A 12,804-nucleotide genomic window follows, 5' to 3' on the forward strand; every position below is an offset into this window, starting at 1 on the left:
TCTTATTTTAAAATAATTATTTTATTTTTTTAATCTACATGATTAGCCCAAAGTCTTATCTGACTTACGTAATTTCTTTTCAAACAAATTCAACAAACGACTAATACCAAATGTCAAAACGAAGTAAATAACAGCTGTAATCATCAGTGGAATAAATGGCTTGAATGAGGCACCTTGTACGACTGAAGTTTGGAAAGTTAATTCACCCACCCCAATAACGGAAACAACTGAACCTTCTTTAATAACTGTAACAAATTCATTACCCAAAGCTGGCAAAATATTCTTAATGGCTTGTGGTAACACCATGTAACGCATCGTTTGTCCCTTGGTAAATCCTAATGAACGCGCTGCTTCAGTTTGACCATTAGGCACTGCTTGAATTCCTGAACGAATAATTTCGGCAACATAAGCACCTGAATTTAAGAACATGGCAATTGCCCCAGCTAAGAAACTTGACACGTTCAGCCCAATTGCTTGCGTTCCAAAATAAACAATAAAGACTTGAATCAACAATGGTACACCGCGAACTGCTTCAATATAAGCAGCAGCTAGCCATCTTAAAACTTTGACAGATGACAACTTCATCAAAGCAAAAATAATACCTAATACAATACCGAATAACACCCCAATAACAGCTAAACCAATTGTATAACCTGTTCCTTTAATAAAGTAAGGTGCATACTTGTGGAAAAATGACTCTTTTTTATTCATTTGCTTAATTGCATCATCTTGCATTTTCTTTAAGGGTGCACCAATAATATGATCATCCAAAATCTTATTAACTTTTGCTTGTAAGACCGTGGCATTCTTATTCATAACAACAGATGAACCATTGCTAATCCCTGGTAGTTTGGCTGGTGACACAACGAATTGATTGCTTTGTTCTAGATAGCTCTTAGCAGTTGTGCTTGCAACAACAACCCCATCTACTTTCTTTTGGGTTAATTGGGTCACTTCATCCGTAATCTTTTTCAATGAAACAACCTTTTTATCAGTTAATTCATGTGCTAAGTCATCCTGCTTAGAAGAAACTTGCGCAGCTAACTTTGCTGAACGTAGTTGATCTAAGGTTGCCCACTTATCTTTATTTTCTTTCAAAGTTAACACAACGTTTTTATCAACAAAATACGGTTTTGAGAAATTAACTTCTTGTGCTCTTTCTGGCGTTTCGGTCATACCGGCAACAACCACGTCTACTTTGCCTGTTTTAACTGCACCAAGCAAAGCATCAAAACTCATTTCTTGAATTTCAGTTTTAACACCAAGTTGCTTACCTATCTCACGCGCTGCAGCAATATCAAATCCAACAATCTTATCTTTACCATTTTCAGTTGTATGAAATTCATATGGCGCATAGTCAGCTGACGTTCCAACAACTAACTTGCCCGACTTCTTAATCCGGTCTAACGTTGGATCAGATTGCGCAGCACTTACAGATGAAATGCCTACAACACCTAGCCCACTACTCATTACTAAACCAACAGTCATGGCTAACATGACTAATTTTTTTACCCATTTTTTCATAAATAAAATGCCTTTCTTACAACATCTTCGCTAAAAAACTTTGTACACGTTCTGAATCCGAATTTTCAAAAAAGTTATTTGGCGTATCGTAAGCTGTCATTTCACCATCACTCATAAACCAAATTTTTGAAGCCACTTCACGAGCAAAGCCCATTTCGTGCGTTACGACCAACATTGTCATACCTTCTTGTGCTAATTCACGCATTGTTTTTAAGACTTCTCCAACCATTTCAGGATCTAACGCTGATGTTGGTTCATCAAACAACATGATCTTAGGATTCATGGCCAGTGCCCGGGCAATTGCCACACGTTGCTGTTGTCCACCTGATAATGATGCTGGATAAACATCAGCTTTATCTGCTACACCTACTTTTGCCAAGAATTTTTCAGCTGTTTTAGTTGCTTCACTATCAGCAACACCCTTAACCTTTACCAACGCAATTTTGACATTATCTAAAACAGTCATATTAGGAAAGAGATTAAAACTTTGAAAAACCATTCCCAAATCCTGTCGAATCTTATCGAGTTGTGTTTCATTGGCTTGTGTAATATCTTGACCGTCAAAAATCACAGCACCTGATGTTGGGTGCTCTAACATATTTAACTCACGTAGTAACGTTGACTTCCCTGTACCTGAAGGTCCTAAAATTGCAATAACATCACCCTCTTCAACGCCAGCATTAATTGACTTTAATACTGTATTACCACCGTACTCTTTATGTAAATCTTTTATTTCTAAAATTGCCATATTTTGACTCCCATCTATTGCTGATTCATAAAACACTAATAGTAACTGAAATTATATGCAATAAACCGGATTAAAATTGCTTACAAGCACATTTTTATTCAATAAAAAAGAATATAATCATCTTTTTCATCTATCCCAACGACTACTGCCCAACTACCATTCGTTATCAATGTATAAATATTAGCACTTAACGATAGTTTATGCAATAAAAATTCAAAAAACACCTTAATTAGTTTTAATTATACAAAAAACACTGAATATATACATTGTAAAATGTCATATCCAGTGTTTTCATTTTAATTAAACGCGTTTTGGTGTCATTTCAAAAAGTGTTTTTTTATTTGTAGTGGCCAATTGTGCCATATAAGGTGTGCCTAGCGTCATCGACTCACCTTTTGCGTTTACTAAGAATAATAAATCAGCTAACTTTAACATCGCTTGATACACAACCTCCTGGGTCAGGTTGACATCCGGATTTTTTAACTTCATCACCGTTACCTTTTTTGGTGTTGACGCATTACCATCACCTTTAGTCATAAATGATAATTCCAGTACTTGATCCATCACAACTTCCTCCTTATTGACTAACTTTTGTGGTTATCAATGCATGTTCTTTCGTATCCACTGTAATAATCTTCTCGATTGTGTCTTCAGCACCAAGTAACTCGATAATCCGTGCTAGTTCTGACAACTCCATAACTGTCGTGCCCTTTTTGACAAAAAATTGCCGATTTACGACTAAATCATGGGGTCCCTTACCGACAATCTTTACCTTAATCGCCTCTGTCTGCTTTGACTTATTTTCTACCATCATGAAATCTCCTTAGTTTTTTTATCGAATGGCCATTCAAAACATCAGCTATTTTGCTGACATCTATACTAACGATTTGAATCCGTTAAAATGTCACATTAATTGCTAAAAAATAAGAAGATTGGGACACAAATTATTTTATATGTAAAAAGCTTGCAGACTTATAGTTGAAATATTTTTAACAAAAAGACGTTGGAACATCTTCTTTAGTCCCAACGTCTTTAAACGTGCTTCGACAGATTGAAACCTTATTGTAACGCTATTTAAGTTGGTCACGTTACAACTGGCTTTAGAACATCTTTCGTCCCACGCGCTTATAATTAGTCTTATTTGTTAATGGTGAGGATATTGGCTACCACGTTCATATACTTGTTCTGGTTCTTGACTAATCCGAGTAAAATTATTCAAATTATCAATTGTCATCATTTCTTCTACTGTTAGTGAGAAGTCATAGATGTCCCCATTTTCGATTACTCGTTGTGGATGTACCGATTTTGGAATGATACTGGTTCCATTCGCTAAATGCCAACGTAAAACGACCTGAGCTGGTGATTTGTGATATTTTTCAGCAATTTCAATAATGACCGGTTCAGCCAAAACAGAACCACGCCCAAGCGGTGCCCAAGCCTGCGTCACAATATCATTTTCTCGCAAAAAATTGCGTAATTCAGGTTGTACCAAATGAGGGTGGTTTTCAATTTGATTAACTACTGGCATTTCATTGGCTTGTGTCGCTAAATATTGCAAATGAATCATACCAAAATTTGAGGTTCCTAGAGACTTCACTAAGCCTTCCTCTTGCAATCGTTCAAATGCACGCCAAGTATCAAAGAATTGTTCATGCAATGGCCAATGAACCATTAATAAGTCCACATAATCCATTTGCAAGTCTTTTAATGATTGTTCAACTGAAGCGAGCGTCGCATCGTAACCTTGGTTCTTTTCAGCAACTTTTGTTGTCACAAAATAGTCTTCTCGAGAAACGTCTAATGACCGCAAAGCATTTCCAACCTCAGCTTCATTTTGGTACATTTGTGCCGTATCAAACAAACGGTATCCTGTTTGCCAAGCTGTTTTAACCACCTGCGTTAAGTTTTCTTGATCTGTTACTTTATATAACCCTAGACCTTGTTGTGGCATTTGATAACCGTCTGCTAATTGAAGTTTCGTCGTTATATCCATTGTGTTTCTTGTTCCCCTTTTTAAATGCAAACTTGTCTTATTCATATGTTAACATCTCAATGGTATATCATACCAGATAACATAAAAAGTCAGTAACAATATGTTTTAACGACACACCATTACCGACAATTTAAATATGAGAGATTTTAGATTTTTTTAATGAGATTTTAGATTTTTTTGTGCGTGTTACTTGATATCAACATATGTTAATTCAAACAAAGCTGACAAATCTGATAATTGTTCTGAATCAATATCAAATGATAGAACTGTGTGGTGACCACCACCAAGTGTCAACCAACCAACTGATCCATCACGCAAACCTTGCTTTGGTGTCCATAATTGCTTGGCCACTGGTAACAATGGCATCTCTGCTTCAGGCTTGTTACCACTTACATCATATGACATCAACTTGAATTCGTCACCGTAATCAGCAAGGGTTGCGTCGATAGCATCCCCTTCCATACCAGTGAAGACCAAACGTGCTGGGTCAGCCTTACCACCAATGTCCATTGGATGAACTTCAACTCGTGGCTTGTCAGAAGCGATTGTTGGATCAACTTCTAACATGTGTGATCCTAAGATAGCTTCGTGACCCTTACGCAAATCAAGTGTGTAATCTTCCATGAAGACAGTATGCTTGTTGTGTGACATAACCTTCATCAAGCGTGCTAATGCAGCAGTCTTCCAGTCACCTTCACCAGCAAATCCGTAACCTTCAGCCATCAACATTTGTGTTGCCAAACCTGGTAATTGTTCTAGACCGTACAAATCTTCGAAATTATCGGTAAATGCCGTATAACCACGAGCATCCATAAAGCGCTTCAAACCAAAGTATTCACGGATTTGATATTTAACACTGTGTTCAAACTTTTCAGGTGTGTTATCACCGACAACAAAGTCGTAAACTTCTTGTAGTTCTTCATACTTAGCATCAATATCTTCATCACTAACTGCATCAACTTCAGCAACTAAGTCACCCATTGCCCAGTAGTCTACACGCCAACCAAACTTGATTTGTGCTTCAATTTTGTCACCATCAGTAACCGCAACATTACGCATCTTATCAGCAAATGCAGCAACTTTAATCTTGAATGATTCGTTGTAGGCAACTGCAACGTCCATCCACTTACCAATTTGTGCTTGCACTTCTTCATCAGACCAGTGACCATAAACGATCTTATTGTTCAAACGTAGGCGTGCATTGATAAATGCATACTCACGATCACCGTGGGCTGATTGATTTGTATTCATGTAATCAAAGTCAATGTCATCATATGGCAATTCTTCTAAGTATTGCGTAGCAAAGTGTAGCAAAGGCTTTTGCAATAGTTGCGTTCCACGAATCCAGTTCTTGGCTGGTGAGAAAGTGTGCATCCATGTAATAACACCGGCAACTGAATCATCGTAGTTAGCTTCCTTCATTGCTTCAGCAATATTTTCTGAAGTCGTTGCAACTAACTTAAATTCTACTGGATAAGGTAGCTTACCTGATTCGTTCAACTTATCAACGATATCCTTCGCATTTGCCTCTACCTTATCTAATACTTCTGGACCGTACAAAAATTGTGACCCTGTAATAAACCAAAACTTGTAATTTTCTGTGCTTAACATTATTTCATTTCCCCCTGAAATATCTAAATAACAACAACCAAACGTCTACTTTTGACCGTAATAAGCATTAGCCCCATGCTTACGCAAATAATGCTTATCTAATAGTGCCTGTGAAACATGAATACCATGCGGATTTAACATCAATGTATGGTAAGCCATTTTAGCTGACTCTTCCAACACCACTGCATTATATACAGCTTTATCGGCAGTTGGTCCCCAGGTAAATGGTCCATGATCTTGTGCCAAAACAGCTGGCACAGCCATTGGATCAATCCCGCGTTTGTTAAATGTTTCAACAATCACATTACCTGTTTCCAACTCATACTCACCTTTGATTTCTTCATCAGTCATCTGGCGAGCAACCGGTACATCCCCATAGAATGTATCCGCATGTGTCGTACCGGCAGCTGGCAAATCGATACCAGCCTGAGCAAATGACACCGCCCATGGTGAGTGCGTATGCACAATCCCACCAACCTCTGGAAATGCCTTGTAAAGGACACGATGTGTTTCCGTATCACTTGATGGATTAAGATCACCTTCGACAATCTTACCCTCAAGATCAACAACTACCATATCCTCAGGCTTTAATTCATCATATGGCACCCCTGAAGGCTTAATGACAAACAAACCACTTTCACGGTCAATTTCTGAAACATTTCCCCAAGTAAACTTAATTAAATCATGCTTGGGCAAAGCCATGTTAGCATCATAAACACGTTGCTTAACATCTTCTAACATTATTAACTAATCCTCCTCAACAACTGGCATCTGATCAATCGCAGCCTGCTCAACTGGCAAACCGGCTTCGTAACGTGCCATGAACTTTGCAAAGCCAGCAACATCTTCTGGATCGGGTACAATTGTTGTACTTTCTTGAGATTTAAAGACATCGTTATCTAGATAATCAGCTAATGTTTGATTAGCTGCATGATTGGTAACAAATTGTGATAAGACGGCCATTCCCCATGGGCCACCCTCACCTGCATTTTTCATCAATGTAACAGGGGTGTTCATCACACCTGCCAACATCTTTTGTGCAACAACTGGTGTTGTAAAAATACCACCTTGTGCAATGACCGAATCCATGGCAACTTGTTCTTTAGCCAATACATCCAAGCCAATCTTCATGGCACCAAAGGCACTATATATATGCATGCGCATCAAGTTTGCCAAAGTAAACTTCGCATTTGGTGTCCGGACAAACATTGGTCGTCCTTCAGCCATTCCTGTGATGTTTTCGCCTGAATGATATCCATAGCTTAGTAACCCACCAGCATCAGGATCAGCCTTTAATACGCTGTTAAACAATGCACTGAAGATTTCACCACCAGTTACCGTTGCCCCAATGGCTGCAGCAAATTCTGTAAAGACACGCGCCCAAGAATTAATCTCTGACGTACTATTGTTAATGTGCACCATAGCGACGGCTGACCCATCTGGCGTTGTCACCATATCAATATTTTCATTGACTTGTGACAATTCTTTTTCCAAAACAACCATTGCAAAGGCAGATGTTCCAGCAGATACATTAGCAGTACGTTGCTTAACTGAGTTAGTTGACACCATACCAGTTCCAGCATCTCCTTCAGGCGCAGCAGCAATCGCATCAGGTTGCAAAGTACCAGATGGATCTAATAGTTTTGCACCAGCTGCAGTCAGCTTACCAGCTTCTTCACCAGCTAATTTAATTGTTGGCAAAATTTTACGTAGTTCCCACAAATATTGTTGGACTGTCTTTAATGAGCTGAATTGATCAATCATTTCCTGATTATAGTCATTTGTGTTTGAATCAATTGGGAACATTCCTGATGCATCCCCAATACCAATCACCTTTTCACCAGTCAACCGCCAATGAACATAACCAGCTAATGTTGTGAAGAAGTTAATTTCTTTCACATGAGTTTCTTGATTTAAAATTGCTTGGTATAAGTGGGCGATACTCCAACGTTGTGGAATGTTAAAGTCAAACATTTCTGTTAACTCCGCCGCTGCTTGGCCAGTAATCGCATTACGCCAAGTCCGGAATGGCACTAACAATTGATCATCTTTATCAAAGGCTAAATAACCGTGCATCATCGCTGCAATACCAAACGATGCCAAACGTGTAACTTTCACACCATATTCATCATCAATAACTTCTGTTAAATTTTTATAAGCACTTTGTAAACCTGTCCAGACATCTTCTAATGAATATGTCCAAACACCACCTTCAAGTTTGTTCTCCCAATTATGGCTACCAACTGCAATAACTGAATAATCAGTTGCAACCAGTACTGCCTTAATACGAGTAGAACCAAACTCAACCCCCAAAGCGGCTTTCCCTGTTGTAATTTGTTCTTGAATTTGTTCTTTATTCATTACTTTATTCCCTTCAGATGAGAACTTTTTCGTATTTGTAACCGTTTACAAGTATTATAATAAAACAATTGTACGTACAAATCAAGTCAAAACCCAAAAATTTGTATGTACAAATAATAGCTTGGTTTTTAATTCCTTATCAGACCAGGTTATTGCGCACTTTTTTATAGGTGAATTTTTTTGTATAATGGGACTTATTATCTATGTTTAAAAAACGGGGGGCACATTATGGATACAAAATATGACATCGTCAAAAAAGGGCTCCGCAATGATATTATTTCTGGTAAATTTGCAATCGGTGATAAATTACCAACTGAAGCAAACCTAACTGAACAATACAATGTGAGCCGTTACACCGTTAGACGTGCTACTGCAGGTCTAGAACAAGAACACTACTTATATCGTATTCAAGGTGATGGGATGTATGTAAATGATTGGAAAAAAGTACCAGCTGTTAAAACTGAAAACAAAGTGATTGGTGTTGTCACAACCCATCTGGCGGATTATATTTTCCCAGAAATCATCAGCGGGATTGACCAAGTGATTTCTGATGCTGGGTATGCTTTATTTATCAGTAATACCCACAACACTTTCGATCGTGAACGTCGTAGTTTATTACGCATCATTGAAAGTGGCGTTAGTGGCCTCATCATTGAACCAACGATGTCAGCATTACCAAATCCTAATAAAGATTTGTACGATCAAATTAAAAAACTGAACATTCCGACAGTTTTCATTAATTCTACTTATGATAACCTCAACTTCAATTATTTAGGCATTAACGATATTGAAGCCGAATCTCAATTAGTTGAGCACCTTATTTCACAAGGTCACAAACGTATTTTAGGCGTCTTTAAAGTTGATGATATTCAGGGCGCTCATCGTATGCAAGGTTTTTATAAGGCCTTTCAAACTCAGCCTGACTACGCGTTGGATAGTAATCTCATCATGTACCAATCAAATGATGAGGAAAATAACGCCTTAATTTTAAATAAAATCGAGACTTATTTGGAAATGCCCAATCGTCCAACGGCGTTAGCCCTATATAATGATTCTTTAGCCATACAAACCATTGATCTAATTAGATCACTTGGTTTTAGAATCCCTGAAGACATTGCGATTGTTGGCTTTGATGACTACGGTTTATCATCTTACATGACGCCTAGCCTAACAACTAATCGTCATCCTAAACGTAAAATGGGGCGCGATGCTGCCCAGATACTTCTTGATATTATCAATGGACAACCTGGTCATGACATCATTTATGAACCAGATATCATTGTTCGTAATTCATCTATGAAACCGGAATAATGCCATAAAGGTGGTATGACTTTATTTGGTAAAGGTTTTGGAAACTATGATCAAGATATAAACTTGAAATTATTTTATAGTTAATGCAAAAAATAGCAGGCAAGGAAACCATTCGTTTTCCTTGCCTGCTATTTCATATAACACTGTTTATTTATCCTGATCAAGCTGCACTTTTCATGCCTCTTAATTTTTTAACCATACGACGCCATGCCGGAATCAAGAATAATAATGATCCTAACCATGCTAATGGATTAGCTAAGCTAGCTCCGAAGAAGCCAAACCAAGCTACTAATGAAAAGGCAGTAACTGAACGCATAACCATTTCACCCATACCAGCATAAGTTGGTGTTCGTACATCCCCTAATCCTTGCAATGTATAACGCAAAATGAATAATGTACTTAAAATAAAGTAGAATGGTCCATTTGCCCAGAAAAACTCTTGCGCCAAATTCATCACTTCATGTTGCCCAGCACCGACGAATAACGTAACCAATTGACGACCGAAGATAACTTCGATTGCACCAAGGACAAAACTCAAACTAATTGAAATTGTTAGCGACTTTTTAACACCTTCTAGAATACGATCATACTTACCAGCACCAAAGTTTTGCGCCGTATAAGTAGCCATTGCAACCCCAATTGACATCAAAAGTTGCGTACTAATTTGATCAACCTTAGAAGCCGCCGTATTCGCAGCAACAGCATCCGTTCCTAATGTATTAACAGCGGTTGCTAATGTTACCGCTCCAATCGCAATAATTGATTGCTGGAATCCCATTGGTAGCCCAGCCAACAAATGTTTTTTCAAATCACCCGCTGGTAATTTAAAATCCGACCAACTAAGCCTTAATGTATCGTTATATTTTGTAATATGCCAATGTGAAATGGCAACTGAGACGAATTGCGCAAACACCGTTGCTGTTGCTGCCCCTTCAACACCCCAATGGAATTTTAGAATCAACAATAGTTCTAACGTCACGTTAACAATCATACCTATAATTAGGTAATATAACGGCGCTTTACTATCTCCCACCGCACGCATCGCATTTGAGATGACATTATATCCCATTGTCATAATGGTTCCAGCCAAAATAATACCAATAAAGAGCTTAGCTTCATCATAAATTGCAGCCGGCATTTGCATCACGTTTAGTAAGGTGTCTAAAAATACCAAACTAACGACAGTTAGAATAATCGACATGATTACCCCAGCAATGATACTAGTTGCATATGACTCTCGTACACCACGTACATCTTGTGCACCAAATCGTTGCGCCGTAATAATCGCCATTCCAGAACTAAATCCTTGTACGAAACCCATAATTAAAAATTGAATGCTTCCTGTTGCACCAACTGCAGCCAATGAATTAACACCTAATGTCTGCCCAACAATCAGCGTATCAGAAATATTGTACAGTTGCTGTACCATGTTCCCTATCATCAGCGGGATGGCAAACATCAGGATAACTTTAGTGGGTTTTCCACTTGTTAGATCTTGCATATTCACTACTCCTCACTTACTAAACTCACATTAACATTAGGTTAAAGTATAGAATAATTATCGATTGTTTGTCTATTAATAAATCTACTTCTTACAATTAACTTTAGTTTAACCACAAAAAAACTCAGTATAATTTCTATACTGAGTTAAACTTACAATCAATTATTTTGCGTTCTTTTCTGCACCTAGCTTTTCGATTTCTTCTAATGAATGTCCGCGTGTTTCTGGAACACGTAACATAATGAACAAAACGGCCGCTAAACAGATAACACCAAAGATAGCAAATACTGCTTCTTGTGACATTGCAGCTGTCATAATTGGGAAAACCAAGGCAACAATAAATGATCCTACCCAGTTCATTGATGATGCTAATCCTGATGCACGGCCACGAATTGCCAATGGGAAGATTTCACCAACCAATACCCATGTCAATGGTGCCCAAGTAAAGGCATAAAAGGCAACGAATATACACAAGAATACAACAATCATCATTGGGTTTGTATCCATAAACATGTTAATAATTGTTGGTAGGATGAATGAAAGTCCCATCACAGTACCACCTAAAATTAACAAGTGACGACGGTTAAACTTTTCGGCAATTGCCATATAGAATAGCGCACCTAATACCAAGATAACCCCATTAACAACTGGCCAAAGTAGTGCATCTGCAGCTGCTTGTCCGGTTGCATTTTCAACAATCAAAGGAATGTAGTAAAAGATTGCATTAGCTCCCATGAATTGCTGGAAGAAAGCAACTGTCACACCTGCAATAACGAGGTAACGGTAACGTCCTTCTAACAAAGATCCCCAAGTTGTAGACTTTTCAGCTTTTTGCTCGACTTCAGCTGTTTCTGTAATTGCTGCCATTTCAGCATCAATTTCCTCTGGCTTACGAATCCAAGACAAAACTTGGCGTGCTTCGTCAGTCTTTCCCGTCTTGATTAAGAAACGTGGTGATTCTGGCAAACGTAATACCCCTAAAAATAGGATCAAAGCAGGAACTGCAGCTAGTGCCAACATCAAACGCCATGCCCAATGTTCGGGCAAACCTTTAAGCAAGAAGTCCATAATATAAGAAATTAACATTCCAGAAACAATCATCAATTGATTAATTCCTGAAAGACTACCACGACGATCAGCTGGTGACATTTCAGACATATAAGCAGGGACCAAAGCTGAAGCTGCCCCAACTGCAATTCCCAAAATAACTCGGGTGAAAATTAGATAACCAACTGCATTATGTGGCGAAACTCCAGCCAATACAGATCCAATCATAAATAGAATAGCTGAATAAAGAACCATCTTACGACGTCCCAAACGATCAGATAATTGTCCAGCAATAGCACCACCAAAGATAGCACCTAACATCAATGATGATGTAATCCAACCAGTAACACCACCACCAGACAAGTTCCAATCACTTTGTAAGAATGGCAACGCACCAGTCATAACACCAATATCGTATCCAAATAAGATACCTCCAAAGGCTCCAAAGAAGTAAATAAATTTACTAGAAATTTTCTTCTCAGACATGAAATAATCCCTCCAACACCATGTATCCCCTACATGATTATAAATAAACATTGAAATTGATTACTTATTTTTAATGAGCTAATGCTTAAATATCAGCATTCATTTAACTCAAATTATCACAAAAATTGTAATCGCTTTCATCAACGGTTTTTATTATAGCATATTGTACGGACAAATTAAAAGAATTTTATTTTAAACATACAAATTTTTTCATCTTTTTAT

The 12,804-nt window shown here is 38.0% G+C and carries 11 protein-coding genes and 1 pseudogene; 2 read left to right on the forward strand and 10 right to left on the reverse strand.

From position 1 onward, the window contains the following. Nucleotides 1–42: 42 nt before the first annotated feature. The 8 genes from G7Y65_RS01645 to G7Y65_RS01680 form a co-directional block, all read right to left on the reverse strand. Nucleotides 43–1,524, reverse strand: a complete 1,482-nt coding sequence (locus tag G7Y65_RS01645; RefSeq protein ID WP_042492024.1) for an ABC transporter substrate-binding protein/permease — start codon at nt 1,522–1,524, stop codon at nt 43–45. A 16-nt stretch (nt 1,525–1,540) separates the two neighbouring features. Continuing rightward, nucleotides 1,541–2,272, reverse strand: a complete 732-nt coding sequence (locus tag G7Y65_RS01650; protein ID WP_042492026.1) for an amino acid ABC transporter ATP-binding protein — start codon at nt 2,270–2,272, stop codon at nt 1,541–1,543. 300 nt (nt 2,273–2,572) lie between these two features. Then, complete coding sequence (locus tag G7Y65_RS01655) at nt 2,573–2,836, reverse strand: DUF2922 family protein (RefSeq protein WP_137600376.1); 264 nt, start codon at nt 2,834–2,836, stop codon at nt 2,573–2,575. A gap of 13 nt (nt 2,837–2,849) precedes the next feature. Next, on the reverse strand, nt 2,850–3,086 hold the full coding sequence (locus G7Y65_RS01660) for a hypothetical protein (RefSeq protein WP_137600375.1): 237 nt from the start codon (nt 3,084–3,086) through the stop codon (nt 2,850–2,852). Between the two features lie 330 nt (nt 3,087–3,416). Then, nucleotides 3,417–4,265: an aldo/keto reductase gene (locus G7Y65_RS01665; RefSeq protein WP_137600374.1), complete on the reverse strand. Its 849-nt coding sequence runs from the start codon at nt 4,263–4,265 to the stop codon at nt 3,417–3,419. 186 nt (nt 4,266–4,451) lie between these two features. Beyond that, nucleotides 4,452–5,876, reverse strand: coding sequence for an L-arabinose isomerase (gene araA, locus G7Y65_RS01670; protein WP_042492031.1), 1,425 nt, complete (start codon nt 5,874–5,876; stop codon nt 4,452–4,454). A gap of 45 nt (nt 5,877–5,921) precedes the next feature. Then, the gene (locus tag G7Y65_RS01675) at nt 5,922–6,617 is read right to left on the reverse strand and encodes an L-ribulose-5-phosphate 4-epimerase (RefSeq protein ID WP_042492033.1); all 696 of its coding nucleotides are present in this window, start codon (nt 6,615–6,617) and stop codon (nt 5,922–5,924) included. Nucleotides 6,618–6,623: 6 nt separating this feature from the next. Further along, nucleotides 6,624–8,237, reverse strand: coding sequence for a xylulokinase (locus tag G7Y65_RS01680; protein ID WP_042492036.1), 1,614 nt, complete (start codon nt 8,235–8,237; stop codon nt 6,624–6,626). A 228-nt stretch (nt 8,238–8,465) separates the two neighbouring features. Here G7Y65_RS01680 and G7Y65_RS01685 point away from each other — a divergent pair, with 228 nt between their 5' ends. Together G7Y65_RS01685 and G7Y65_RS09520 are read left to right on the forward strand one after the other, a co-directional pair. Further along, a complete protein-coding gene (locus G7Y65_RS01685) occupies nt 8,466–9,548 on the forward strand; it encodes a GntR family transcriptional regulator (RefSeq protein ID WP_042492038.1) in 1,083 nt (360 codons plus the stop codon). Nucleotides 9,549–9,551: 3 nt separating this feature from the next. Further along, a pseudogene (locus tag G7Y65_RS09520) lies at nt 9,552–9,632 on the forward strand (transcriptional regulator); the annotation flags it as partial. Nucleotides 9,633–9,708: 76 nt separating this feature from the next. On the opposite strand, the gene G7Y65_RS01695 reads toward G7Y65_RS09520, so the two are convergent. Together G7Y65_RS01695 and G7Y65_RS01700 are read right to left on the reverse strand one after the other, a co-directional pair. After that, nucleotides 9,709–11,049, reverse strand: coding sequence for an MATE family efflux transporter (locus G7Y65_RS01695; RefSeq protein WP_042492040.1), 1,341 nt, complete (start codon nt 11,047–11,049; stop codon nt 9,709–9,711). Nucleotides 11,050–11,211: 162 nt separating this feature from the next. After that, nucleotides 11,212–12,582 (reverse strand): sugar porter family MFS transporter, encoded by a 1,371-nt coding sequence (locus tag G7Y65_RS01700; RefSeq protein ID WP_042492041.1) that lies wholly within the window; start codon nt 12,580–12,582, stop codon nt 11,212–11,214. Nucleotides 12,583–12,804 lie beyond the last annotated feature (222 nt).

The sequence above is a fragment of the Weissella sagaensis genome (assembly GCF_010306265.1).
GTDB lineage: Bacteria > Bacillota > Bacilli > Lactobacillales > Lactobacillaceae > Weissella > Weissella sagaensis.

What these genes read in the sequence shown, in the direction of transcription:
- G7Y65_RS01645 (WP_042492024.1), bottom strand. Translation starts at nt 1,524, where the DNA reads ATGAAAAAATGGGTAAAAAAATTAGTCATGTTAGCCATGACTGTTGGT.
- G7Y65_RS01650 (WP_042492026.1), bottom strand. Translation starts at nt 2,272, where the DNA reads ATGGCAATTTTAGAAATAAAAGATTTACATAAAGAGTACGGTGGTAAT.
- G7Y65_RS01655 (WP_137600376.1), bottom strand. Translation starts at nt 2,836, where the DNA reads ATGGATCAAGTACTGGAATTATCATTTATGACTAAAGGTGATGGTAAT.
- G7Y65_RS01660 (WP_137600375.1), bottom strand. Translation starts at nt 3,086, where the DNA reads ATGATGGTAGAAAATAAGTCAAAGCAGACAGAGGCGATTAAGGTAAAG.
- G7Y65_RS01665 (WP_137600374.1), bottom strand. Translation starts at nt 4,265, where the DNA reads ATGGATATAACGACGAAACTTCAATTAGCAGACGGTTATCAAATGCCA.
- araA (WP_042492031.1), bottom strand. Translation starts at nt 5,876, where the DNA reads ATGTTAAGCACAGAAAATTACAAGTTTTGGTTTATTACAGGGTCACAA.
- G7Y65_RS01675 (WP_042492033.1), bottom strand. Translation starts at nt 6,617, where the DNA reads ATGTTAGAAGATGTTAAGCAACGTGTTTATGATGCTAACATGGCTTTG.
- G7Y65_RS01680 (WP_042492036.1), bottom strand. Translation starts at nt 8,237, where the DNA reads ATGAATAAAGAACAAATTCAAGAACAAATTACAACAGGGAAAGCCGCT.
- G7Y65_RS01685 (WP_042492038.1), top strand. Translation starts at nt 8,466, where the DNA reads ATGGATACAAAATATGACATCGTCAAAAAAGGGCTCCGCAATGATATT.
- G7Y65_RS01695 (WP_042492040.1), bottom strand. Translation starts at nt 11,049, where the DNA reads ATGCAAGATCTAACAAGTGGAAAACCCACTAAAGTTATCCTGATGTTT.
- G7Y65_RS01700 (WP_042492041.1), bottom strand. Translation starts at nt 12,582, where the DNA reads ATGTCTGAGAAGAAAATTTCTAGTAAATTTATTTACTTCTTTGGAGCC.